Origin of the sequence: Bacteroides sp. (assembly GCF_019417265.1) — a bacterium.
Classification (GTDB): Bacteria; Bacteroidota; Bacteroidia; order Bacteroidales; family Bacteroidaceae; genus Phocaeicola.
Genome location: NZ_DXVR01000007.1, coordinates 32,723 through 58,502, shown reverse-complemented (window position 1 = coordinate 58,502; position 25,780 = coordinate 32,723). Strand labels below are relative to the sequence as shown.

Here is a 25,780-nt window from a genome sequence, read left to right as displayed (position 1 = left end):
ATATATAGGTTTGGATATGCAATTATACAAAAAAAACTTATTAATACAATATTAAATTTTATAATTCTATATTCTGTTTTTCTTTATAATTTATATTTTTGCTTCTTTATGTTACTGTATATTAGATGGTTATATATATTTGATGTATTTATGATATATACATAGGCAGGCTGCTTATGAAAGATGTGTATTTGTGAAAAACTTTGATTTGCAGGTGGCGGTAATCAAATATATATTTGCAGCAGTGAAAAGCACAGTTGTTGTGTTGTGAATTTTTTATTATTAATTTTTTTATCTTTTATATTATGAGAAAGACGTTCTTAATGAGTTTTATGATGCTCTTAAGTATTTGTTTCCTGTATGCTCAGGAAGGACTTTCAGTTAAAGGTACTATTACTGATAAGGAAACCGGTGAAGGACTTATCGGTGTTACCGTTTTTATCCAGGGTACTACCGGTGGTACTGTAACCGATATTACCGGGCAGTACGAGTTGAATGGTCTGCAAAAGGGAAGTGTGTTAATCTTTTCTTCTGTAGGAATGAAAACAAAAACATTTGTAGTTACTAAATCTTGTGTACATGATTTGGTGATGGAAGCTGATGTTTTGAGTCTGGAAGATGTGGTAGTCGTTGGTTACGGTACATCTAAAAAACGAGATTTGACCGGTTCTATTGTATCCATTAGTGGTGAAGACCTGAAAAACGCTCCTCAGTACAGCCCGGTAAATGCATTGCAAGGTAAAGTGCCAAGTTTGATGGTTACTAATACAGGTTCTGCCGGAGGTGGTGCGTCTATCCGTCTGCGAGGTGTTGGAACACTTAACTCAAGTACAAATCCTCTTTTTGTTGTAGATGGTATGCTTACAGACAATATCGACTTCCTTAGTCCGAGTGATATCACATCTATTGAAGTGTTGAAAGACCCGTCTTCACTCGCCATATTCGGTGTACAAGGCGCTAATGGTGTGATAATACTGACTACAAACCGTGCAAAGGAAGGTAAAATGACTGTTTCATATGATGGTTACGGTGGCGTTCAGTATGTTGCAGAAAATGACCGTGTAAAACTTACCAATGCAAATCAGTTTACAGGGCTTTACAACGAGCTGTTGAAAAATCAGGCAACCGAAGATAAACCTTACCGCGCATGGTATCCGGATTTGTTTGGTGAAGGCACTGATTGGGTTGATCTTGTTTTGCGTCCGGCTGCAATTACAAGCCATTCTCTTACTATAGCAAATTCTTCTGAAAAAGCTTCAAGCGTTTTGTCTGCCGGTTATTTTTATCAGGACGGAGTATTGAAGTATGACAATTACAATCGTTATAATTTGCGTTATGCTGGTGATTATAATGTCTCAAAACATGTAAAAATAGGTTCTAATATTACTTTGAGTCGTTGGAGCAAGTCGGGACAAAGTGCAAATCTTTGGGAAGCGACTCATGCAATTCCTACTTATTCGCCATACGGCTTTGAGGAAGATCTGGACTCTGAAAATCCAGGTAGTAAATACACTCCTTCACCTTCTATACAAAAGGATGTAGCCAACCCGGTTGCAACTATGGAACTTCAAAAGGGAACAGATGAAAGTTATGGTTATAGAGGTGTCGGAAATGCATATATTGAAGTGAATTTCTTGAAAGACTTCCAGTTTAAGGCAACTGGTTATGCCGATTTGGGAGTGAATTATAACAGTAATTTTGACCCAAAATATGATGTTAATAATGAAACATCAATATCTTCACAAAAGAAAGAAACAAATTCTTTCTCGCGTGGAACAGCTGAGTATGAGAAGTATCAGGCTGACTTTATCTTGAATTATAAGAAACAAATTGATGAGCATCGTATAAATGCTACTGCTGGTTATACTGCATATCTGAAACGTTCTAAAGGTTTTACTGCAGCAGCAGATACTATAGGAGGTAAGGATATGAATGTAGTTCCTGAAGATTTCTGGATGTTGTCACAAGGTTCTCCAAAAAATAAATCAAATGGTGATTCTTATGATTCTGAAGCTTTTATATCATATTTGGCACGTGTAAACTATGCTTATAAAGATAGATATCTTTTGACAGCTACGTTCCGTGCTGACGGCTCTTCTAAATTTGCTCCAAGCCATCGCTGGGGATACTTCCCTTCTGTAGGTGCCGGATGGGTTATGAGTGAAGAGAATTTTATGTCATCAACGAAAGATTTCTTGGATTATTTAAAATTAAAAATGAGTTGGGGACAATTAGGAAATGATAAGATAGGAAACTATTTGTGGCTTCCAACAATAAACCCAATAGGGCAGCAGGTTGTTATAGATGGACAGACTTATTATATTCCTCTCGCTGACTATCAGATAGACAAGAATATACATTGGGAAGTGATGAGTGGTTTTGATATAGGGGCTGATGCTAAATTTTTTGGTAATAGATTAAGTGCGGAGATTGGTTATTACGTCAAGACTACACGAGATCTTCTTGCTCATGTTTCGCCTTCTGTAACAGTTGGCGGTGGTTATGCGATAACTAATGCTGGTTCTATTCGTAACAACGGTTTTGAGTTTATGCTTAGTTGGAATGATCAGGTAGGGGATTTACAATATGGAGTCAGCTTAAATGGTTCTACCTTAAATAATGAGGTATTGGAACTTGGAGATAACAATTCTGATATAGTATATACTTATCATCGTACTTCAGTCGGACATCCTATAGGCTCATTCTACGGTTATATTCAAGATGGCATTTTCCAAAACGAGGAAGAGATTAAAGCTTATAATAAGGAAACATCATGGGAAAACCGTCCGGGAGATATTCGTTATAAAGATTTGAATGGTGATGGAAAAATAACTGATAAAGATCGTACATTCATCGGAAATCCGATGCCAAAGTTTATGTATGGACTGAATCTTAATCTTTCTTATAAAGGTTTTGATTTCTCTGTTGATATGAATGGAGTATATGGTAATAAGATTCTTAATAAGAAGAAGTTAAGTGATTTCACTATCTTCAATTTCTATGAGTCTGCCCTTGACAGATGGCATGGTGAAGGTACTTCCAATTTTGAACCAATATTGGATAATACAAGAAGTCATAATTTCTTGCCTTCTACTAACTTGCTTGAGAACGGGTCATACTTCCGTATCCGTGGAGTACAATTGGGTTATACATTACCAAAAGAAATCTTGAAGAAAATGAAAGTGTCTAAAATCCGTTTTTATGCAAATGTACAGAATTTATATACTTTCAAAAAGAATACAGGATTTACTCCAGAAGTAGGTGGAGGTGTTTTGGAAGGTGGAGTTGATAATGGAGATACTTATCCTATACCTACAACAGTGACAGCAGGTTTATCATTTAACTTTTAATTTAGATAGTAAGATATGAAACATATAATATTAACAATGATATGCGTTGGAGCTTTATTGAGCTCTTGTGCAGATAGTTTTCTGGATCAGTATCCTAAGGGAAAGTGGCATAGTGAAAACATGCCTGAAAATAGTCAGCTTAAACCGGAGATACTAGTTGAAGCAAAAATTCAGGAAGCATACGGTAAACTACGTAGCTGGGGAGCTGTTTGGCCTTATCTGGCGATGAATAATTATCCTACTAAAGAATCCTATAAGGGAAGTACTCAGTCTGACGGTGGCAATGATATGTTGTCATTTGAAAGTATGTCTTATAATCCGTCGAATGGCTTAATTGCTGATTTCTATAATACTTGTTATAGTACTATATTTTCTGCTAACGAGGCTGTGGGATTTATTGGAGAGATGGAGCTTGAAGAAAATGCAGATAAGAATAAAATTGAAAAATATAAGGCTGAAGTGACGTTTATACGTAGTTTGATGTATTATCGTCTTACACAGGCTTTTGGAGATGTTCCATATATAGACAAACTTCTTGGTAAGAATGAAAAATCTCCAGCAAGAATGAATGTTGACGAACTTCGTGCGAAGTATATAGGGGATCTTGAAAAAGTAATAGATATATTACCTACACGCCTTGATTTGATTTCTTCAGGAAATTCCGGAAGAGCTACGCAGAATGCTGCACGTGCTATTATTGCCAAAACATATTTATATCAGAAAAATTGGGCACAGGCTAAAAAGTTTGCTTTAGATATTATAAAATCCGGTGATAATGACATTTCAACTCCTTTTGATTTGATATTTGATGAAGATAAAGAATTCGGACCGGAATCTGTTTTGGAAATAAACTGTGAACTTGATCATGCAAACAAAGTTTATATGGATTCTCAGTTTGGTGAAGTGCAGGGTTTTCGCGGTGTGCCGGATTTTGGATGGGGATTCAATAATCCGACTGAGGATTTAATAAAAGGATTTGAAGAGGGAGATCCAAGATTGAATGCTACTGTATTAAAAAATGGTGATGTAATTGATGGATATACCTTAAAAGCCGATGAACAGTCAACAGGTATGTTTAATAAGAAAGCATATGCAAAGAAAGCTGAATATGAAATAAAAGGTAGAACTCAGAAAGATCATGGCAAATGGAAAAATATTCGTTTGATACGTTATTCCGATATCTTGCTGGTTTATGCAGAAGCATGTTGTGAACTTAATGAGTTGCCTGAAGCTCTCGCAAAACTTGAAATGGTTAGAAACAGAGCAAGAGGCGGTAATACTTCTGTATTGCCTAAAAGAGAAACCTCTGATCAAAATGAATTGCGTGAATTTATCCGCCATGAAAGGACAGTGGAACTTGCTCTTGAATTTGAACGTTTCTATGATTTAGTTCGTTGGGGTATAGCAGGTGATGAGATTGAAAAGTTTGTAAAAGGTAAACATGAACTTTATCCTATACCTCAGACAGAAATAGATAAGGGTGAAGGAGTTTTAGTACAAAATCCTGGTTACTAACTAATATTATTGAACGAATAAAAACAAAATTATGAAATACATGAATATTTTATTAATGACACTTTTAAGTTTCCTGTTTATCAATTGTAATGAACAGGGACTTCAAATGCAGACTGAAAAAACAGCTTTGTATTTCCAGGCTGTGGCTGATGGTTCTCAAGTTAAACTGAAATGGGAGAATGAAAGTAAACAGTCATACGATATTTGGCGTGCGATAGATGACAGACCATACAAAAAAATAGTAGAAGCCACAAACGAATCTTCTTATGTTGATAAGGTAGATGATTTGAAAGGTGGTACACGTCTTACATATCGTATGGTTAAAGCAGGTGAATATGCCTTTGCGGCAGATGTTTTAAGAAGGCAGCAGAGCGTGATTCTTAGAACATTTACAATTGATGAGTTAATGGACGAAGTTCAAAAGAATACTTTGAAGTATTTTACGGACTTTGCTCATCCGGATTGTGGATTGGCTCGCGAAAGAAGTAATAAACAGGGAGATATGGATGTTGTAACTACGGGTGGTACAGGATTTGGGATAATGGCTATTATAGCCGGCTCTGAAAGAGGATTTATTACTCGTAAAGATGCCTATAATCAGATCCGTAAAATTACAGACTTTCTGCAGAATGTAGAAACTTTCCACGGAGCTTATGCACATTGGTATTTTGGTAATACTAAACAAGTTAAACCATTTAGTGAAAAAGATAATGGTGGAGATCTGGTAGAAACTTCATTCTTAATGCAAGGACTTATAGTAGCTTATGAGTATTTTAAGAATGGAGATACTGAAGAAAAAGCTTTAGCTGCTGATATAAATACTATATGGAGAAAAGTTGACTGGAAACATTATACAAAGAATGAAAACAAACTTTATTGGCATTGGTCAAGACAATATGACTTTGCTATGAATATGGGCATTTCTGGCTGGAATGAAGGCTTGATGAGCTATGTCCTTGCAGCAGCATCTCCAACTCATGGAATAGAAAAAGCTGTTTATGACAGAGGATATGCCAACGATGGTGCAATGAGAAACGGAAAGACTTATTATGATATTACTCTTCCTCTCGGTAATGATGGGGAAATGGGCGGACCTCTTTTCTTTGCTCACTATTCTTTTATGGGACTTGACCCTAATGGACTAAGTGATACATATTGTAATAATTATTTTGAACAGAATAAAGCTCATGTATTGATAAATCGTGCATATTGTATTGACAATCCTAAAAAGCATAAAGGATATTCTGAAAATCTTTGGGGACTTACAGCTTCTGATTGTCCTGTAGCTACATACCTTGCTCATGCACCGGGAGGTAATGATAACGGGACTGTTGCTCCTACAGGAGCTTTGGCTTCTATCCCATATGCTCCTGAAGAATGCTTGAAAGTTATGGATTACCTTTATTATGATTTGAAAGATAAAATGTGGGGCGAATATGGTTTTTATGATGCTATTAATCTTGGAGTAAAAGAAGAAGATAAACAAGTCGCCAAAAGTCATCTGGCTATAGATCAGGGTCCTATTGTTGTAATGATAGAGAACTATCGTTCTGGTATTATTTGGAAACTCTTTATGCAGAATGAAGATGTTAGGAAAGGTCTTAAAAAATTAGGATTTTCTTCTTCGAAATATAACTTTTAATTAAATATCTGATAGATAGTCCCGGCACATTGTAACTCTATTATTTGTCGGGACTTTAAATGTTATTCAATACAAAGTGTATATGAAATTAGATAAGTATATTAAGACAGCCTGTTTGTTGTTACCTTTTTGTGTAGTATCGTGTGATACAAATAAAGGTAACGATAAAGACGCTGAAATGAACAAGTTCGTCTCCGACCTGATGTCGAAAATGACGCTTGAAGAGAAAATCGGACAGAGTACCCTTATCTCAAGCTGGTGGGATGTTACCGGTCCGGTGTCTAACAACGACTATGCACATAAAGCCAAAGACGGTCATGTGGGTGGGTTCTTCAATGCATTGACTTGCGATTTCCTTTACCGTCTTCAAAAGGAAGTGGTTGAAAACTCGCGCCTTGGTATTCCGTTGATGTTTGGTTATGACGTGATACACGGATATAAGACTACATTCCCTACGCCACTTGCTATGTCATCTTCTTGGGACATGGAAATGGTGGAACTGGCAGCAAGGTCAATGGCTGAAGAAGCTGCTGCTGACGGCTTGCATTGGGCTTTTGCTCCTATGGTGGATATAGCGAGGGATCCTCGCTGGGGACGTGTGGCTGAAGGGGCCGGTGAGGATACTTTTCTCGGCTCGGAAATAGCACGTGCCCAGGTAAGGGGTATTCAGGGCGAGAACTTTGCCGACACGGCTACATTGATAGCTTGCGTTAAGCATTTTGCAGCTTATGGTGCTCCGGTAGGTGGACGCGACTATAACTCAGTGGATATGAGTGAACGTCAGCTAAGAGAGTTTTATCTTCCACCATATAAGGCTGCCGTAGATGAAGGATGCCAGACAGTGATGTGTGCCTTCAACGATATAAACGGTGTGCCTGCTACAACCAATAAATGGCTTATGACTGACGTGCTCCGCGATGAATGGGGATTCGACGGTATGATAGTAACAGATTATACAGGCATCTTTGAACTTACAAACCACAAAACGGTAAGAGATTCTGCCGATGCCGGAGCACAGGCAATCAGAGCCGGGGTTGATATGGATATGCAGTCTGCCATCTTTATGAATTATTCTAAAGAGAACTATGAAAAGGGACTTATTTCTATGGAAGACATTGACAGGGCATGTAGGAACGTGCTTAATATGAAATACAAACTCGGCCTGTTTGAAGACCCTTACAGATATTGCGACACTATGAGAGCGAAGAGAGTGCTTAAGCATCCTAAGTTCTTCAAGGCTTCTCACGAAGTGGCAAAACGCAGTATCGTACTCCTTAAGAACGATAATGAGGTTCTTCCTATTTCGAAGAATACCAAAACTATCGCTCTGATAGGTCCTATGGCTACGAATAAGAGAAATCATCTTGGAACATGGCATACAGCCGGAAGGGAAGAAACAGTGACTCCTATATATGAGGCTTTCTTAAAGGAATTTCCGGATTCGAGAATCATAGTCGAAGATGGTTGCTGGTACGAAGGTGACGACAGGAGCAAGTTTGCAAAGGCTGTGGCTGCGGTGCGTCAGGCTGATGTGGTAGTGATGTGTATGGGTGAACAGGAATTCGAAAGCGGTGAGGCTGCAAGTAAGACTGACATCCGTCTGGCAAAGATACAGCGTGACTTGATAGACGAGGTGGCAAAGGTGAATAAGCCTATGGTTCTTCTGCTGCATAACGGTCGTCCTATGGTGTTGACAGATGAAGAAAAGAAGTTCGATGCAATTCTGGAAGTATGGCATCTGGGCAGTATGGCGGGTCCGGCTATTGCAGACGTTGTGAGCGGTGACCATAACCCGTCAGGAAAGCTTACAATGTCGTTCCCTCGTTCTGTAGGACAGATACCTGTATATTACAACTATTTGAATACCGGACGTCCTGAGAATGTAAACGTAAGATTTACTTCACGCTATCTGGACAGTCCTAATTCTCCTCTTTATCCGTTCGGATATGGATTGAGTTATACTTCGTTCAGCTATTCTAATATAGAGCTTGACAAAGACTCTATGACAAAGGATGGGGTAATCAAGGCTACAGTGAAGGTTACCAATACCGGAAAACGTGACGGTGACGAAGTGGTTCAGATGTATATCGGCGACCAGGTGGCATCGGTAAGCCGTCCGCTGAAGGAACTGAAAGGGTTCAAGAAGGTGAATATTCCGGCAGGCAAGACTGTTGATGTGACTTTTGAAATCACGGATGAACTCCTGAAATTCTATAATGCCGATATGGTGAGGGATTCGGAACCGGGCGATTTCGATTTGTATATTGGAGGTTCAAGCCAGACAGGTAACAAGACGGTGTTTACATTAAAGTAATTTAAGGTTTAAAAGTAAGTAACAATAGATATACGCAAATGAGGAATTGTGTAATACTTATATGTTGTGTTTTATTTAATGTAGTTCAAGCCGTTGAGATTAATTCTCCCGGTGGAAAACTTCAATTGGCATTCCGGTTAAGCGATGGTGTTCCTGCCTATTCGCTTAGCTCGGAAGGCAAGAGGGTAATAGATATAAGCAGGTTGGGATTCCTGTTGGCTGACCACCATGATATGAATGGCGGTTTCAGTATTGAAAAGATTGATAGTGTTTCTTTCGATGAGACATGGAAACCTGTATGGGGAGAAGTGTCTGAGATAAGGAACAACTATAATGAACTTTGCGCAAGCTTGAAAGATGACGAAGGAAGACTGATGAACATTCGTTTCCGCCTGTATGACGATGGATTGGGATTCAGATATGAATTTCCGCGCCAGCACGGTCTTGCATATTTCTTCATTGAGGAAGAACTTACCGAGTTCAATCTTGGGGCTGACTGTTCGTCTTTCTGGATTCCTGGCGACTATGACTCCAATGAGTTTGTTTACCAGAAATCAAACTTGTCAAATCTGAGTGAGGTATTGGTTGAGGCCAGAAAATCGATGGATTCTAAAACGATAATAGACAACCGCTCTGTACAGACTCCGGTATTGTTCAGAAACGACAATGGAATGTATATCAATATCCATGAGGCGGCACTTAAGGATTATCCTTCAATGTGTCTCACCCTGCAGGGTAGTAGTTATACTTTCAAATCGAATCTTACTCCTGACCCGAAGGGTTACAAAGGCAGGATACAGAGTGGATTCAACACTCCTTGGAGAACTATAATAGTGAGCGATGATGCTGCGGGGATATTGGAATCCAAACTGGTGCTTAATCTGAACGAGCCTTGCAAACTGAAAAATACAGGATGGATTAAACCTATGAAATATATAGGTGTCTGGTGGGAAATGTTTGTGCCATGGGGTTCATCGTGGAATTACACGGATGATACCAACATCCGTCTTGGAGAATATGATTATAGTAAGGCACGACCCAACGGACGTCACGGGGCGAACACGGAGAATGTGAAAAGGTACATTGACTTTGCTGCCGAACATGGTTTCGGTGGAGTGCTCGTGGAAGGATGGAACGAAGGATGGGAAGACTGGTTTGACAAAATGAAATTCCACGTGTTTGATTATAAGACTCCTTATCCGGATTTCGATATAGAACTGCTGAGTGATTATGCCGAAAGTAAGGGAGTGACATTGATTATGCATCATGAAACTTCCGGTTCTACAATGAACTATGAACGATTGATGCCTGAAGCATACGGACTGATGAACAGGTATGGATATAAGGCTGTGAAGTCGGGATATGTAGGCCGTCTTTATCCGGTGGGAGAGTATCATTACGGGCAGACATTCATCAATCATTGCCTTTATGCAATAGAAAAAGCAGCCGAACACAATATTATGGTAAACGTGCATGAGGCTCCGAAACCTACCGGGATGCACAGGACATATCCTAACTACTTGGCCTGTGAGTCCGCAAGAGGTACAGAGTACGAAGCTTTTGCTTACAACAAACCTGAACATACCACAATCCTTCCGTTTACGCGACTTATAGGAGGACCGATGGATTATACTCCTGGTATTTTCCAATTGGATTTCAACTATTATGACAAGAATTCTGACAAGACGCTAAGCAGTACGTTGGCAAAACAGCTGGGTTTGTATGTGGTGATATATTCTCCGTTGCAGATGGCGGCCGATCTGCCAAAGAACTATGAACGCTTTATGGATGCTTTCCAGTTCATAAAGGATGTACCTGTAGACTGGCAGGATACTAAAGTGCTTGAGGCAGAGCCGGGCGAGTATGTTACTATAGCCCGCAAGGACAAGAAAAGCAACGATTGGTATGTGGGAAACACTACCGGCGAAAACAGACACGTATCGCAGCTTGATCTGGATTTCCTTGATAAGGGAAAGAAGTATAAGGCTGTAATTTATTCTGACGGAGCGGACGCGCATTACAGAACTAATCCTATGTCGTACAGGATTACGGAAAAGACAGTGGATTACAGAACGAAAATCAAGGTCGCTGCAGCTCCCGGAGGAGGTTATGCAATAAGTCTTAGTGAAATAAAATAATATTAAAAACTATTGATACAATGAAAAGAACAGTAATTAATAAGTTAGGTTGTATGTTTGCGGCAGGAACAATGCTGTTCGCGTCTTGCTCGACATCACCGGAAAGCGAAATGGATGCTTTCATTGATGACTTGATGTCGAAAATGACATTGGAAGAGAAGATTGGACAGCTCAATCTGCCGGCTTCGGGAGAAATCATTACCGGTCAGGCTAAGAGCAGTAATGTGGCTGAACGTATCCGAAAGGGACAGGTTGGCGGTTTGCTTAATCTTAAAGGTGTAGAAAGAATACGTGAAGTACAGAAACAGGCTGTTGAAGACAGTCGTCTTGGTATTCCTTTGCTTTTCGGTATGGATGTAATCCATGGATATGAAACAATATTCCCTATTCCATTGGGACTTTCATGTACATGGAATATGGAGGCTGTCGAGAAATCAGCAAGGATTGCTGCAATAGAGGCAAGTGCTGACGGTATCTGTTGGACATTCAGTCCGATGGTGGATATTTGCCGTGATGCCCGTTGGGGACGTATAGCAGAAGGAAGCGGTGAAGACCCATATTTAGGCTCGGAAATAGCACGTGCAATGGTACGTGGATATCAGGGTGACGGGATGAAACGTAATGATGAAATCATGGCGTGTGTAAAACACTTTGCTCTCTATGGTGGTGCTGAAGCCGGTAGGGATTATAACACTGTAGATATGAGCCGTCAGCGTATGTTCAACGATTTTATGCCACCTTATAAGGCTGCGGTTGAAGAAGGGGCTGGTAGTATGATGGCGGCATTTAACGATGTGGATGGTATTCCTGCTACCGGAAACAAATGGCTGATGACTGATCTTTTGCGTAATGACTGGGGCTTTGACGGCTTTGTGGTGAGTGACTATACCGGTGTTACCGAAATGGTAGATCATGGTATGGGTAATATACAGGATGTAGCTGCTCTTTCTGTAAATGCAGGTGTGGATATGGATATGGTGAGTGACTCTTTTATGGGAACATTAGTACAGTCTGTAAAGGAAGGAAAAGTTTCTGAAGAAACTATCAATACAGCTTGCCGCAGAATTCTTGAAGCCAAATATAAGTTGGGACTTTTTGAAGACCCTTATAAGTATTGCGATCTTGAGAGACCTGCAAAACAGGTGTTCTGTGCAGAACATCGTGAAGTGGCACGTAAGATTGCGGCCGAAAGTTTCGTACTTCTCAAAAACGAAGGCAATATCCTTCCTCTACAAAAGAAAGGTACTGTAGCAGTCATAGGTCCGCTTGCAAATACCAAAGCAAATATGCCGGGTACATGGAGTGTGGCTGCTGTGGCTCAGAATATTCCGACTCTTGTTGAAGGTATGAAACATGCCATTGGTGATAAAGTTAATATAATTACTGCCAAGGGTAGTAACCTGATGAGCGATGCCGCATACGAAGAACGTGCTACAATGTTCGGGCGTAGCCTTGGCAGGGACAACCGCACGGATAAACAGCTTCTTGACGAAGCGTTGAGAGTGGCAGCAAAGGCAGACGTGATAGTTGCTGCTATTGGTGAGTCTTCAGAAATGAGCGGCGAGTGCAGTTCTCGTACAGAACTTGAAATTCCTGGCACTCAGCGAGCATTGCTTAAAGCTCTTCTTAATACAGGTAAGCCTGTGGTTCTTACATTGTTCACCGGCCGTCCTTTGGTTCTGAACTGGGAGCATAAGAATGTACCTGCCATTCTGAACGTATGGTTTGGAGGTAGCGAAACAGGTTCTGCTGTGGCTGATGTATTGTTCGGCGATGTCAATCCGAGCGGTAAGCTTACTACTACTTTCCCGCAGGCTGTAGGACAGTTGCCATTGTTCTATGCACACAAGAATACAGGTCGTCCTCTGGCTGAAGGAAAATGGTTCGAGAAGTTCCGCAGTAACTATATTGACGTAAGTAATGATCCTCTTTATCCGTTCGGTTACGGACTCTCATATACTACATTCGAGTATGGAGATGTGAAGTTGAGCGCAAACAGTATGGATGCTAATGGTGAAATCACTGCTACTGTGAGCGTGAAGAATACAGGTAAATATGACGGTTCTGAAGTTGTGCAGCTTTATATCCGCGACCTTGTGGCAAGCGTTACGCGTCCGGTGAAAGAACTTAAGGGCTTCGAAAAGGTATTCATAAAGGCCGGTGAAACCAAGGAGGTATCGTTCAAAATCAATGTGGAAATGCTTAAGTTCTACAATTTCGATATTGACTATGTATTCGAACCGGGTGATTTTGACGTGATGATTGGTGCGAACAGCCGTGACGTGAAGTCTGCAAGATTTACATTGAAATAAATTCTTATAAAATAGTGGATGAGGACTTGTCTTCATCCACTATTATCCTTAAAACTACATTATCATGAAAACAGAAATACTAAAAGAAAAATACGAAAAGCCTGTATGTTCTGCATACGAATATGAGACTGAAGGTATGATTTGCGCCAGTGTAAGAGTGGAAGAGTTTCAAGAAGGGGCAAGTTTTGGTGACAATTTAGATATGTGGTCTCCTGCATCGAATCAGAATGTTTGGTAATAATAAAATCTTAATAATATGAATCTAAAAGGAAAAAAAAGAATTGCCCCATTTGCATTATTGATGCTGTTGGGTGCTTCATGTGCAAAAAACGAAGTTCCGGAACAGCCTGCTCCGGACAATGGTGGCGAGAAACCGTCTGCAGCATTTACAATAAATGCCGGAATTTCCGATAGCAGCGAACCTAAAGGACGTGCCACTGTGGATCCACAGGATGGGAAAAGTTTCAAATGGCAGAATGGTGACAAGTTCGACTTATATTTAAGCAGTGACTTTTCAAAGAAGAATGTGTTTACCATAGATGATGCTTCTATTAGCACAGACGGAAAGAGTGCAAAGTTTACTTGCACGGACTTTACAAAACCGGAAGGAGATAATGCATATTTAGCTTTTTATCCGTCGGAGAAATTTTCTTACGCTGACGGTACTTTTTCGTTTACTATTCCTTCTTTGAGTCAGACTGAGAATAATAATACTGAGCATTTGAAGGATGCTGTAGCCATAATGGCTTCGGGTGATAATATAGAAAATAATATCCTTTTCAAGCATAAAACAGCATTGTTCCGATTCGGTATTGCGAACAATGGAGCTGAGACCTTGAATGTCAAATCTGTTGAGTTGGTTTCTGCAGCTAATTGTTTCGGGACAACTTATTCTTATAAGACAAGTGATAAGAAGGACAGTTTTGGCGGTGCGACGAAAACTCTTGTATTGAATATTGTTAATCCTGTGCCTGTAAATAAGAGTGGAGATTTGAAGGCCTATGCGTTGTCTATGCCGGGTGAGTCGGTAGGTACGAAATTGACACTCGTAATCACGAAGTCGGATGATAGCGAAGTGTCTGTTGATATCCCTGTTGCTGATAAGGCTTCCACTTTTGAGGCTGGAAAATACTACTCCTTCAGCTTTACATATGTAAATGGTGCGCTGAATTTCGAAAGCCTGAATGTGGAAGATTCCTGGACAGAAGATAAGCAGGAAAATGAAAATCCTGCCGCATATTATGTCTTGTCCGGCACCGATGCACTTTCCGGCGTAACTGTTTATAAGAATGATGGAACTACCGAACTTACAAAATCGGGTAATGATTATCTGATTCCTGTTGGCGACCCATCGTTCAAGTTTACGATAAATGAATCTACGGAAGATAATAAGGTAATGACTTCTACTTCAAGAATGAAGGTGAAGCGTACTGTAAGTGATGCAAATGTGACATACGAATGTTCTGAAGTCAGTTCCGATGTACAGTTCGTATTGGCTGATGAGAAAGTGGAACAAGGCTACTATTATAACAGCGATGGTAAATGTACTCAGTTCCCTACTTATGGAGATGTGCAGACTATAGCTATCGTGTTTAAGGTTGGTATGGGTGAAGGTGATTCAAAAGAAGATTATGATGGTAAATTTGCTGATGCAGAGATAAAGGGATATGCGATAGCATTGAAGGATGCTTCGGAATTGGTTCAATGGGGACCGCAGGAGAAAATTGACGGATTGGTAAACGGTACTCCTTGGGGAGACTTCAGGTATAATGGGTTCCAGAATACAAATGTTGTCAAGAGTCTTGAAGGATTTGGTCAAGATACTTATCCGGCATTTTATAATGCCGTAAATTATGATGTTTCTGCTCCGGATGCATCAAGCGGTTGGTATCTTCCGTCAATCATACAGTTGCATGATGCAATTGTTAATTTGCCTAATATTGAAACATTATTGAACGATGCAGGCGGTTCTTATTTCGGCCAGGATTATGACGCTCGCTTCTGGACATCTACCCAAGGTGAGGATAACGGAACGGTTAAAGCGTGCTATAGACATATTATCAAAAATGGAAATAATGATAAATGGTGGCATGAAAAAACTAATAATGGTTATGTCCGCTCAATATTAACATTCTAAAATGTCGCATTATGAAATTAAAATATCTATATACAGCCTTATTGATAGGGATGATATCTTCGTGTGCTAAGGAGGATATCTCTTCTTTGGACAATAGCAATGAATGTCCGCTCCAGATTAATATCGACAAAGCCTGTTTCAGCGATTCCAATGCTTCAAGAAGCGAGGCGGGCGCGTCGACAACCTCTTTTCAGGAAAACGCACAGATAGGTGTGATTGTAACCAATCAAAATGGGGAGATATTGGTTGATAACTGTATGTTTGAATACAAGGATGGAAATTGGTCAACAACAAATCAAGTGGATATATCCGTTTTGGGAAAACTTGATTATATCGTTTATTCTCCATATAAGGCCGAGGCAAACGGTAAAAAGACTTTGTCGGAACTTAAATCCTTGTTCCCAATAAGTAACCCGCAAACAAGCCAAGAAGTGTTCGAACAGGCAGATTTGATGTATGCCACAGGCGAATTGACTTCAATGTCCATCAACGCCACATTAAAGCACGCTTACTCAATGTTCGCCTTGTCGCCAAGAAAGACTTTCATATCAGAACAGAATGCTCATTTCGATTATATCCCTTGCTTCGTAAGCGATATAAAAGTCCAGGTTAATGGACAGGAAACAACAGGATTTATCTTCGAAGGAAAGGAATACAGATTCCTGATGGACAATACCGGAGATGTTACTGTGAAATGGTCTTATAAATATTTTGACAAACATTATGTAGGTGAACGTAAGTTGGGAACTCCACAGGCTTCGCATAAATACCTCAGCGTGGACAAACTGATTCCTGAACCATTCAACTATGGATTGGCGGAAGCAAATGCCGGTGACTTTTATTGTGTAACATCTGAAGGAATCCAAGGATATGCTATACCGTATGATGCACAATGGCTTTTGCCATATCACAAATGTGTGGGAGTGGTATTTTGGGGTGATAAACATGGAAATGATGATTCTGTATATCCGGAAACATTCTCAGTAAAAGGATATGCGGTTGCATTGAATGATTGTTCCGGAAATGCCGATGGAAAGCTTCAATGGGTGACAGATATAAACAATAATATAGCAACAGATAATAATAGAAGCAAATGGAACGGTTATACCAATCAGCAGACAATAGTCAATTCTGGCAAACAATTATCAGGCTTTCCTGCATTCGGAGCCTGTGTAAATTATCCTGAAAAGGCTCCTGCAAATAGTTCTGGGTGGTATCTTGGATCATTTGACCAGATGGCTGCCATACACGTTTCTTTTGGTGCTGTGAATAACAGCCTTGAAATTGCAAAAGGAAAGAAATTGAGTGAAGGTGAATATTGGACAAGTACGACTATGGATACAGATGTCAAGAATGCTGCTGCAAGAAACTTTACAGGATGGGATGCTATAAGTAAATTAAAGACAGAATCTTGTCTTGTCCGCCTAATCCTGAGTTTTTAAAGTTTTGTCAAATATAATATCATAAGTATATAGGGTGTGTCATTGGGAAGACTTCAATTATGACACACCCTTTTATGTAACTTGTTAATTATATCATTTCTATGTTTAAACATTTTATAATTACATTCCTCCCTGTCCTCCGCCAGAAGAACCTGAGCCACCGTTCCCTCCCGATTTAACATCATCATTGTTGATGCTTCGGCTTGTTTTCCTCACCTGGGTTTTCAGCTCACCGAATCTCCAGCTTATGCTGAGTGCATATCCAAGATTATAGTATTTGTTTTTGTTCCATGAGCGGAATGTGTCTGTAACCGTATTGTTTTCGTATGTATTATATTTGTTGAAGAAGTTATTGGCGGACAGTGAAATGCTCAATCTCTTATCTTTCAGGAAAGAGCGTGTAAGTCCCAGTCCGTAGTAATAATACGATGAGCCTTTACCCTGTAGGCTAATATATGGAGTGCTTCCTCCACCGTAAACACTAAGTTGTAAGTCCCAAGGAAGTGTCTGCTGTATGTTTCCGAACAGGTTACCGTTGAAACCGGAATTTTCTGTATCAAGCAAGTCGCTGCTGTAGTCCGAATAAGAGCCTGAAGCGTTGATTGATATTCTCGTCTTGTTTCCCGGATTCCAGTTCATCCACAATGACAGGCGCGTAATCTGTTTCTTTCCGGCATTCTCGTAAGTATTTTCCAAGATACCGTTGTTCATGAAAGAATATCTTTCTATACCATTGTTTGTGAATGTATAGTTTAGGTTCGCGTTTATACTGAACTTGGCAGTGAAGGAGCTGAAAGTCAGGCCAATGATATGTGCCTTTTCTGTATTCAGATCCGGATTACCGTAGCTCACTGATGTAGGCTTACTTTCATCGCGGAAAGGGTTAAGATACCATATGCCGGGACGGTTGATACGCATATTATAATTAGCCTTCAGAGTAGATGTAGTGCCAAGCATATACGACATGTTTACAGTAGGAACAACATCGTCGAAACCGGCATTGAAGTTGCGTTCCGGCTGAAGGTCGTATTTCACATCCATAAACGTGTGTTCGTATCTTACACCAGCCTTGAAACCGAATTTTTTCAGCTTCAGCTGATAGTCGGCATATGTAGCTACGATGCTTTGTCCCTGGTCGAATATGCTTGACATATTGTTGTCCTGAAGCATCGAACCGTCGCTTTGCTGGATGAAATATTTACTGTCGCTCGCATTCAGTCGATAGATGTATTTCATACCTGCATCAATATAGTGCTTGTCGTTTATAGGATTAACATAATCTATCTGTCCTGTATGTTCCGCAGTGTGGGCGTCATTGTCGAAATACTGATTTTCCAGCGAGAAAGGAACATCTGCCATATCCATATATTCCGTGGCTGATTCGCTGTTGTTTGGAGAATCATTATACTTATACGAAACGGTAAGATATTCGCCTTTTGTCTTGAAGGAGTGCTGATAGTCGAAGTTTATGCCTACATTACCGAAACCGCTTGTGGATTTGTTCAGAGTATTGTATCGGTATGTCAACTCTTCCATATTATTCAGCATACGGTTTTCTGAATTGCTGTTGGTCTTGAAGTTCCCCCCGAACATATTTGCGGAGAATGTTATCAGGTTCAATGTGTCAATCTCATAACTACCTTCCAGATTGCCGAACTGGAAATTCCCGTTGCTTTTTGAGGAACCTTCACTGTTGAGATATTTGTTTGTATCCGATGTATAGTCCTCACGTCCGGAACTGAAGTAACTGCGTGGCTGTGTGTTGTAGTTGTACGAATAATTGCCCGATACGGTAAATTTACCCACCTGAACAGTACCGTATGCATATCCGGAAAAGCCCTGGTTGCTTGCCCTGCCACCTAGTGTGACATTGTATCCCTGCATCTTTGTATCTGTAGTAATAATGTTCAGAATACCTCCTATACCTTCAGCATCGTATTTTGCTCCCGGTTCTGTTATCACCTCTATTGATTTTATGCTGTTGGCTGGCAGGCTTCTCAATACCTCTTTCGGGTTGTTGCTCATCAGAGTATTGGGCTTTCCGTTTACGTGTACCTTGAAGCTGCTGGAACCGTTCACCTGGATGTTGTCTTCTCCATCCACAGTCACGAGAGGTACTTTTTTGAGCATCTCAAGTGTGGTGTTTGTCTTTGAGTCCGGGTCGTCCTCCATGCTGTAGGTTATCTTGTCTATTTCTGCTTTCACCAGAGGTTTCTGTGCCACCACTTCCACACCTTTAAGCATTTCCGTTGCCTCGGAAGTGAATATCGTTCCGAGGTCAACAGATTTCTTGCTTGTGCTTAATGTAAAGTTTCTTTTTACGGTATTCTTTCCTACCGATGAGAGAGTTATGACGTAGTCGCCCGGCTCGGACAGTCTCTCATTGAAACGTCCTTTTTCGTCGGTGACTGACAGTTTTACTTTTTCGTCAGGATTAGCCGCACTTGATATTCTCACAGTGGCATATGGCTCGCTTTCGTTAAGAAGTGAGTCAACTAAAGTCCCTTTCACTGAGTATATACCGCCTTGCTTTTGTGCAAATGCTGTAGCAGCAGTAAGGCATACGAGGATACATATAAATCCTCTTAAAACATTAGATGACATTTTATATGGAATTTATTTTCTTGATACCTTTGAAGCTCCACTTGTTGATACATCGGCCTTTGCTACACCTCCGAATGAAAGTTTCGACGCTCCCGATGCTTCGCCTGTTATGTTTTTATTACATATAATCTCGGCTGTGCTGGCTCCGCTTATATCCACATCGGCATAATCAGTATTCAGATATTCGCCTTTTGATGACAATTTTGAAGCTCCGCTTACGTCTATTTTTGCATTAACAGCTTTTCCGCCTATCTCGGCAGATGATGCTCCGCTAACACTTACTTCCAAAGACTGACAGTCTATATTGGCATCAAAGTGCGATGCTCCGGATACTTCAATATCAAGCTTTTCCGCCTTAATATCTCGGTCTGAAGTAAATGAAGAAGCGCCTGCTATTTCGATGGATTGCAGTTCCTTGCTGGCCGGCACTATAGCGGTAACCTTGAAAGGACTTTTAAATCTTGAAGCGTAAATCTCAATACCGTCTTCATCATGAACTACCTTTATTTTGGAAAGTATGGAAGAGTCGGCAATAATCTGAATTTTGTCAATGTCGTGTCTGTAGTCCACTTTTATTGCACTTCTCACGCTTAATGATTTATATGAAGTGTTTACGTTATATGTGGAAGTAGCCTCATTTTTGCTTGTCGCAGTACTTATCATACAAGATGTGGCTGTAAAAGAAGTTACGGCACTTATTGTAAGTATTGAAAGAAAATTCTTTAGTCTCATGGTTTCCTTTGATTTAAATTATGATATTAGTTTGTGGTTTTCTTTATTTTTTGTCTTTCAGGTATTGTTTGTAGAGAACTGATATTTCCGGTCCTGATATCCCAAGAATCTTCATTGTGCGGAACATTTCCGGAAGTTCTTCGTTCAAGAAGATCTCTTTTCTGAACGTGAGAATTTTATCCTTTGCTCCTTCTCCTACGAAATACCCTATACCTCTTTTATTATAAATAATTTCCATTCCCTGTAGATAGTCGTAAGTACGCATCATTGTATTCGCGTTCACTTCCACCATTGCGGCATACTCTCTTACGGACGGTATTCGTTCTTCCTCCTTGTAAGTGTCATGAAGAATTTCGTCCATAATCCTGTCTGCTATCTGCAAATATATTGATTTAGATTCTTTGAATTTCATAATCTGAACAGATTTCTTTCGGTGATTTGTGAATTTCTAAACAAATGATAACTCAGAGTCCAGTTAAAAACTGTAAGTGCCAGGAAGATAATGCTTATTGTCTGTGCATTAAACCATGAATATTCATTAATTGGATCGAAATATAAAAATAATTTTTGTGCAATCATATTTCCATAAATATATGCAATAATGACAAATAAAAGCATCATTATTCCCCAAGTCTTCACGAATGGATATTTTCTGAAATAAGTACCTCCCAGAATATAGATTGAGTGAGACCATAAAAACCATGAAATCCAAAATAAGAGTAGTATTACGAATTCATGTCCTGAATAGCTGAATAATTCGTAATAGCTAAGATCTGTTTTATTTATTATATCAAACAGGCAGAAACTGGAAAATTCTTTCGGCGCATCGAATAGCGGCAGTAGAGCAAGTCTGGTAAGTTCAGCAAAAAACAGTCCCGCAAAAAAGATTACTATAGAAGTAATGCATACATATACTGCTCTGCTTATGAACTTTTCTCCGTTTGTAGCCGGAAGCATCATATATGAGATACGTTTGTTTTTTGTATTCATCACTTCCATTATTCTTGTGGCACATACTATTAGATAGAAGAATGTGACGAATGACAATATTGAATGGAATGTGTTGCAGAAACTTGTGTATTGTATTTCTCCTGTTTCTCCACGATTGCCGGACAATACGCCGTACATTCCGAATAGAAAAGCCATTGCGGCACCGGAATAACATGCTATAAGTCTGTATATGTTGGTTTTCCAATTCTCCATCATATCGCGTTTCATTACCGCCATGAGTCTTGTAAATCTGAAATTTATATTTGTAGTCATAACCGTTCCTCCTTGCTTATTTGTTGAATACTTCCTGTATCTTGTTTCTTTCGGCCAATATGGCATTGAAAAGGACTTCCAGATTCATAGGACTTTCTTCTCCGAATATGTTTTCCATTATGATACTGTTGCCCTGTACAGACGGTTGTATGAACAGTGCCCCGTCGGTAGGCTCGTTCATGCTTTGTTCGCAGAAGTATAGCCTGTCTGTAATTTCCTTTACCGATTTGTCCAGCAGTACCTCAGTACCGTCTATTATTGTTATGTGGTCAAGCAATCTGTCTATATCCCTTACCTGATGGGTAGAGATTATGATAGTCTTTTCATCTGTCATTCCCGATGCTATGACTTTTCTGAACTGGCTTTTCGATGGTATGTCCAGTCCGTTTGTTGGTTCGTCCATGAGCAGGTGAGAGGTGTTTGTGGCAAGAGTGAAGCACATATACGCTTTCTTCTTCTGTCCCATGGAGAGTTCTCCGAGGTTGATATCCATTCCGAGGTCGAAATCGTTGAGGCAAGTGCTCAGAGTTTCATTGATGAAATTAGGATAGAAACTGCTGTTCAGCTTTACGAACTGTTTCATTGACAGATTGGGCAAGTCGAATTCCTCAGGAACCAGATAAATGTCCGACAGTGTCTGTGGAAGACGTCTTCTGATGTCTATGCCTTTTATAGTTACATTTCCGTGAGAAGGTTTGAGCAATCCGCATATGATATACAGCAGAGTAGATTTACCTGTTCCGTTCTTTCCGAGCAGGCCTACTATTTTCCCTTTTTCTATTTCAAGGTTGAAATCATTGAACACCTGTTTGTTTTTCCCGTATCCGAAGGTGAGATGTTCGGCTTTAATCATTGTTGTGCCCATAATTATTTGTTTTAGTGTATTAGTTGATTAGTACACTGCAAATGTATTTCTTTTTATTGAATATACAATAGTGTGAACGTAGTTTTAATATAATTTTACTTTTCCGATAAACAAAGTATTTGTTCAAATTGTTATAAATAATAACATCGTATTATAATTTTGATTATCTTACACTGCGATAAACTATTAATAAATAAAATTTATGAACAGACTGTTTTTCTATGTATTGTTGTCTTTGGCTGTTGTATTGTCTTCATTTGCACAGAATGTTGATAAATCGCTTGTTTCTAAAAAAGCCGAAGAGGCTAAAAAAGCTGTCGAGGAGCTTAAGAAGGTTGATACCGGTGATAAGATTTGGACTTTCTCCGGAATAGTAGGAACTAATTCTGCCGCTACCGGTATGGTGAACTGGGCTGCCGGAGGTAAGAACAATGTCAACGGTATAGCTTTTGCGAGATTGAGGCTTTTGTGGAAAAAAGACCATTTCGCATGGGATACAAGCCTTGACACAGAGTACGGTCTTTCATGGATTGACCAGGATGAGGACCCTTTGCAGAAATCGAACGATAAAATAAATTTCTCTACCAAGATGGGGTGGGAGTTCCGCAAGTCGTGGTATCTTACTGTCTTAGGCGCGTTCCAGTCGCAATATGCCATGGGATATGAGTATGTCACGGGATATAACCCTCCGATATCAAAATGGCTGGCTCCTTCGTATACGGATTTTTCTGTTGGTATTGACTGGAAGCCTAACAAGATTTTCTCGGTTTATGCATCACCTTTTGCCGGTAGAATAACTTCTGTATCGGTTTCTGACGGATTTAATGACAGGTTCAGAAAACAGTATAATGAGGATATGAAAAAACTTGACCCAAATGCGGAATGGGTGGACTATGATTTGCGTCAGGTTTTGCAGGAGAAATACGGAACCTATGTCTATGCTGATGACGGTGAAACTAAGGTGTATAAGAATGCTCGTGCCGAGTTCGGTTTTACCTTCAAGGGAGCGGTAAATTATAAGTACAAGGACCTGACACTGATGACTACATTGGGGCTCTTCACTCCTTATGCATGGGATAAAAGACCGATAAACAATCCAGACTCATATTTCAAGTATATGGACAATAACCGTCGTTTCGGAAATTTTGATGTTGACTGGGATGTGGCAATATCATACCAGCTGCTGAAACTGCTGAATGTCACTCTGTCAACAAGTCTGAAATATTACAACGGCTTGCTTATAGACAAGGTACATGATGACGGTACGACAACAGTGGCCGAACGTGTACAGTTCAAATCGGTTCTTGGTTTGGGAGTTGGATATACGTTCTGATTACGAATATGCAAAAAAGATTGTTCCCGGATGTTGTACTATAATTTGGAAACAATCTTTTTTATTAATAAAGATATAATAATCTTATTTTCTCATGTTGACTTTCTGTACGCTGCCACGAAGTTTGTCTTTAATAGCATCTACCGTTTTATCATCGGTCATTTTGTCAACTTTGAGAGATAATACTGAATTCTCGCTCCATGCTTTTGTCTTAATCATTATTACTCCTTCTTTCTTGTCGAATACGCCATATTTATGGAATATCTCCTGTGCTTTGTTCGCTTCTTTTATGACTTCTATTCTTTCAATGTTTTGAGGATTTAAGGCATTGAATTCTTTCTGCGATGCTACTTTATCGTCTATTAAAATCAGGACGTTTTCTAATGACTTATTGAAACTTACGTTTCCGGGCATAGTGGGAGAGCCTGTAGTGGTTTTAGCTTCAGCTTTATTATATTTATCAAGTCTGAAAGTCACGGGTACTGTATATTTTACGGGAACGGTCTTTCCTCTTTGCATTCCTGGAGTCCATTTAGGCATGTTGGCCAGTACCCTTATAGCCTCTGCGTCAAGCGATGGAGATACGCTGTGTATGACTTTGAAGTCTGAAGTGTATCCGTCAGTTCCAACGGTAAATTGGACAATCACCCTTCCCTGCTTTTTTTCTCTTACGGCATCAGCAGGGTATTTGATGTTTCTGGCAATGTATTTCATCAGTTCGGACATTCCTCCGGGGTATTCAGGCATCTGTTCCACTACCATATAGACCTCTCCGTTTTGCGATGTTGAGGCTTGTGGCACATCCTCCTTCTGTGGCGTTTCTTCCTGTTCATAACCTACTACAACTACTTCGTCCGTAACCTGTACTTCGTCTTTCATTCTTATAGGTTTGTCTTTCATGTTTTTAACCTCAATAGCCGAAGCGACGAAAGAACATGTCTGCTTTCCGATATACGAAACTACTATTACAGAATTTTCTGTGACTCTTAAGCTGAATTTCCCGTTTTCATCCGAAATAGTACCTTTCGTGCTTCCTCTTTCCAATATACTGGCTCCCTTTATCGCTTTTCCGGTGGCATCGTCAACTACCGTACTTTCTACCAGTATAAGTCCATTAGGTTTGGAATAAGTGTTTTCTACCTCATGATTTTCCGTAATTGCCGAAAAATCATTAACTTTGACACTTGAAATCTCGTCACTTAATTTTGAGATTTCAGGATGGGCAAAAGCGGCAACTGCTACAGCTGCCAGTGGAAGTATGTAGAGATACTTCGCACGTGCCCATGGGCTGGATTTCTTTTTCATCATCATAGTGATACGTTTTTTAAGTTTACTGTGATTAAAGCTGTTGGCGATTGAGTAGAGCCTTGAGCCGACAGCTTTTTTTATTAATAATAGTTGATAATTCTTTGCGTCTATACCGTTTCTTATCACTGTTTCGTCGGCTTCAAACTCGTGTACGTTCTGAAGTTCCGATTTGATGAGCCATGATGCAGGGTTGAACCATTGCAGAAGTATGCATATATCTGCCATGATAAGGTCGATGGAATGATGGTTGGAGATATGTGCCATTTCATGACATAGTATTTCTCTGCCGTTTTCTTCCAGGTCAGTACGCGATATTACTATGCGGTTCATCCAGCTGAATGGAGATATATTTTCGTCTGTTACTATCAGTTTGATGTTCTTTACATTATTATTTATGTACAGGCTGATATCTTCCTCTGTGCCTTTGCGGGTGATGTTCAGTACTTTTCTGAACTGAAATATTTCTCTTGCTGTAAAGAACAGTATTCCGATGATGTATATAGCTGTAGCAAAAACAATGATATATTCCATTGCAGAGTAATCGTTGGTCTGTGGTGCTATATCCGAATTAATTATAACAGGTGTCGTCAGTAGCTCTTCTATAGATTCTACTGCCTGAATAGTTTCTGTCGGGGCCTCAATGCTGATTTTCACAAAAGGAATTATAGAACATATAATCATCAGTCCAAGCAGGGAGAAACGGTTGAAACGATGGAAAGTCTCGCGGCTCATCAGTAGTTTGTAGAACAGATAGAAAACAGCCAGACAAACAGCCGATTTCATTATATATATAAGTAGTGTTCCCATGTCAGTTTTTAGTTTTAT

At 39.9% G+C, this 25,780-nt stretch carries 16 protein-coding genes; 10 read left to right on the top strand and 6 right to left on the bottom strand.

The genetic code is table 11. The features are described 5' to 3' along the window. Nucleotides 1–305: 305 nt before the first annotated feature. From QZ379_RS02140 to QZ379_RS02100, 9 genes are all read left to right on the top strand, one after another. Nucleotides 306–3,350 carry a TonB-dependent receptor gene (locus QZ379_RS02140; RefSeq protein WP_291557792.1) on the top strand — a complete coding sequence of 1,015 codons (3,045 nt, stop codon included), beginning with the start codon at nucleotides 306–308 and terminating at the stop codon, nucleotides 3,348–3,350. A gap of 15 nt (nucleotides 3,351–3,365) precedes the next feature. Then, complete coding sequence (locus QZ379_RS02135; RefSeq protein WP_291557790.1) at nucleotides 3,366–4,865, top strand: RagB/SusD family nutrient uptake outer membrane protein; 1,500 nt, start codon at nucleotides 3,366–3,368, stop codon at nucleotides 4,863–4,865. A 40-nt stretch (nucleotides 4,866–4,905) separates the two neighbouring features. After that, nucleotides 4,906–6,507: a glucoamylase family protein gene (locus QZ379_RS02130; RefSeq protein ID WP_291557787.1), complete on the top strand. Its 1,602-nt coding sequence runs from the start codon at nucleotides 4,906–4,908 to the stop codon at nucleotides 6,505–6,507. 82 nt (nucleotides 6,508–6,589) lie between these two features. Then, complete coding sequence (locus QZ379_RS02125; RefSeq protein WP_291557785.1) at nucleotides 6,590–8,821, top strand: glycoside hydrolase family 3 N-terminal domain-containing protein; 2,232 nt, start codon at nucleotides 6,590–6,592, stop codon at nucleotides 8,819–8,821. A gap of 38 nt (nucleotides 8,822–8,859) precedes the next feature. Next, nucleotides 8,860–10,959: a glycoside hydrolase family 97 protein gene (locus tag QZ379_RS02120; protein WP_291557783.1), complete on the top strand. Its 2,100-nt coding sequence runs from the start codon at nucleotides 8,860–8,862 to the stop codon at nucleotides 10,957–10,959. A 53-nt stretch (nucleotides 10,960–11,012) separates the two neighbouring features. Then, the gene (gene bglX / locus QZ379_RS02115) at nucleotides 11,013–13,271 is read left to right on the top strand and encodes a beta-glucosidase BglX (RefSeq protein ID WP_291557796.1); all 2,259 of its coding nucleotides are present in this window, start codon (nucleotides 11,013–11,015) and stop codon (nucleotides 13,269–13,271) included. A gap of 64 nt (nucleotides 13,272–13,335) precedes the next feature. Then, entirely contained in the window at nucleotides 13,336–13,509 is a 174-nt protein-coding gene (locus tag QZ379_RS02110; protein ID WP_291557780.1) for a hypothetical protein, read from the top strand. 18 nt (nucleotides 13,510–13,527) lie between these two features. Beyond that, nucleotides 13,528–15,408 carry a hypothetical protein gene (locus QZ379_RS02105; protein ID WP_291557778.1) on the top strand — a complete coding sequence of 627 codons (1,881 nt, stop codon included), beginning with the start codon at nucleotides 13,528–13,530 and terminating at the stop codon, nucleotides 15,406–15,408. Between the two features lie 11 nt (nucleotides 15,409–15,419). After that, on the top strand, nucleotides 15,420–16,850 hold the full coding sequence (locus QZ379_RS02100; protein ID WP_291557776.1) for a fimbrillin family protein: 1,431 nt from the start codon (nucleotides 15,420–15,422) through the stop codon (nucleotides 16,848–16,850). A 120-nt stretch (nucleotides 16,851–16,970) separates the two neighbouring features. Here the strand turns inward: QZ379_RS02100 and QZ379_RS02095 are convergent, their stop codons facing one another. Genes QZ379_RS02095 through QZ379_RS02075 form a run of 5 tightly spaced genes read right to left on the bottom strand, consistent with a single transcriptional unit; the run spans nucleotide 16,971 to nucleotide 22,302 of the window. Next, nucleotides 16,971–19,454, bottom strand: a complete 2,484-nt coding sequence (locus tag QZ379_RS02095; RefSeq protein WP_291557774.1) for a TonB-dependent receptor — start codon at nucleotides 19,452–19,454, stop codon at nucleotides 16,971–16,973. Between the two features lie 12 nt (nucleotides 19,455–19,466). Beyond that, nucleotides 19,467–20,186: a DUF2807 domain-containing protein gene (locus tag QZ379_RS02090; protein WP_291557771.1), complete on the bottom strand. Its 720-nt coding sequence runs from the start codon at nucleotides 20,184–20,186 to the stop codon at nucleotides 19,467–19,469. Between the two features lie 43 nt (nucleotides 20,187–20,229). Further along, nucleotides 20,230–20,598: a GntR family transcriptional regulator gene (locus tag QZ379_RS02085; RefSeq protein ID WP_291557769.1), complete on the bottom strand. Its 369-nt coding sequence runs from the start codon at nucleotides 20,596–20,598 to the stop codon at nucleotides 20,230–20,232. After that, nucleotides 20,595–21,449 carry a hypothetical protein gene (locus QZ379_RS02080; protein WP_291557767.1) on the bottom strand — a complete coding sequence of 285 codons (855 nt, stop codon included), beginning with the start codon at nucleotides 21,447–21,449 and terminating at the stop codon, nucleotides 20,595–20,597. The genes QZ379_RS02085 and QZ379_RS02080 overlap by 4 nt, the downstream gene beginning before the upstream one ends. A 16-nt stretch (nucleotides 21,450–21,465) precedes the next feature. After that, on the bottom strand, nucleotides 21,466–22,302 hold the full coding sequence (locus QZ379_RS02075) for an ATP-binding cassette domain-containing protein (RefSeq protein ID WP_291557794.1): 837 nt from the start codon (nucleotides 22,300–22,302) through the stop codon (nucleotides 21,466–21,468). 214 nt (nucleotides 22,303–22,516) lie between these two features. Here QZ379_RS02075 and QZ379_RS02070 point away from each other — a divergent pair, with 214 nt between their 5' ends. After that, on the top strand, nucleotides 22,517–23,647 hold the full coding sequence (locus QZ379_RS02070) for a DUF3078 domain-containing protein (RefSeq protein ID WP_291557764.1): 1,131 nt from the start codon (nucleotides 22,517–22,519) through the stop codon (nucleotides 23,645–23,647). Nucleotides 23,648–23,731: 84 nt separating this feature from the next. Here the strand turns inward: QZ379_RS02070 and QZ379_RS02065 are convergent, their stop codons facing one another. Next, nucleotides 23,732–25,762, bottom strand: a complete 2,031-nt coding sequence (locus QZ379_RS02065) for a M56 family metallopeptidase (protein WP_291557762.1) — start codon at nucleotides 25,760–25,762, stop codon at nucleotides 23,732–23,734. Between the last annotated feature and the right edge of the window lie 18 nt (nucleotides 25,763–25,780).

What these genes read in the sequence shown, in the direction of transcription:
- QZ379_RS02140 (WP_291557792.1), top strand. Translation starts at nt 306, where the DNA reads ATGAGAAAGACGTTCTTAATGAGTTTTATGATGCTCTTAAGTATTTGT.
- QZ379_RS02135 (WP_291557790.1), top strand. Translation starts at nt 3,366, where the DNA reads ATGAAACATATAATATTAACAATGATATGCGTTGGAGCTTTATTGAGC.
- QZ379_RS02130 (WP_291557787.1), top strand. Translation starts at nt 4,906, where the DNA reads ATGAATATTTTATTAATGACACTTTTAAGTTTCCTGTTTATCAATTGT.
- QZ379_RS02125 (WP_291557785.1), top strand. Translation starts at nt 6,590, where the DNA reads ATGAAATTAGATAAGTATATTAAGACAGCCTGTTTGTTGTTACCTTTT.
- QZ379_RS02120 (WP_291557783.1), top strand. Translation starts at nt 8,860, where the DNA reads ATGAGGAATTGTGTAATACTTATATGTTGTGTTTTATTTAATGTAGTT.
- bglX (WP_291557796.1), top strand. Translation starts at nt 11,013, where the DNA reads ATGTTTGCGGCAGGAACAATGCTGTTCGCGTCTTGCTCGACATCACCG.
- QZ379_RS02110 (WP_291557780.1), top strand. Translation starts at nt 13,336, where the DNA reads ATGAAAACAGAAATACTAAAAGAAAAATACGAAAAGCCTGTATGTTCT.
- QZ379_RS02105 (WP_291557778.1), top strand. Translation starts at nt 13,528, where the DNA reads ATGAATCTAAAAGGAAAAAAAAGAATTGCCCCATTTGCATTATTGATG.
- QZ379_RS02100 (WP_291557776.1), top strand. Translation starts at nt 15,420, where the DNA reads ATGAAATTAAAATATCTATATACAGCCTTATTGATAGGGATGATATCT.
- QZ379_RS02095 (WP_291557774.1), bottom strand. Translation starts at nt 19,454, where the DNA reads ATGTCATCTAATGTTTTAAGAGGATTTATATGTATCCTCGTATGCCTT.
- QZ379_RS02090 (WP_291557771.1), bottom strand. Translation starts at nt 20,186, where the DNA reads ATGAGACTAAAGAATTTTCTTTCAATACTTACAATAAGTGCCGTAACT.
- QZ379_RS02085 (WP_291557769.1), bottom strand. Translation starts at nt 20,598, where the DNA reads ATGAAATTCAAAGAATCTAAATCAATATATTTGCAGATAGCAGACAGG.
- QZ379_RS02080 (WP_291557767.1), bottom strand. Translation starts at nt 21,449, where the DNA reads ATGACTACAAATATAAATTTCAGATTTACAAGACTCATGGCGGTAATG.
- QZ379_RS02075 (WP_291557794.1), bottom strand. Translation starts at nt 22,302, where the DNA reads ATGATTAAAGCCGAACATCTCACCTTCGGATACGGGAAAAACAAACAG.
- QZ379_RS02070 (WP_291557764.1), top strand. Translation starts at nt 22,517, where the DNA reads ATGAACAGACTGTTTTTCTATGTATTGTTGTCTTTGGCTGTTGTATTG.
- QZ379_RS02065 (WP_291557762.1), bottom strand. Translation starts at nt 25,762, where the DNA reads ATGGGAACACTACTTATATATATAATGAAATCGGCTGTTTGTCTGGCT.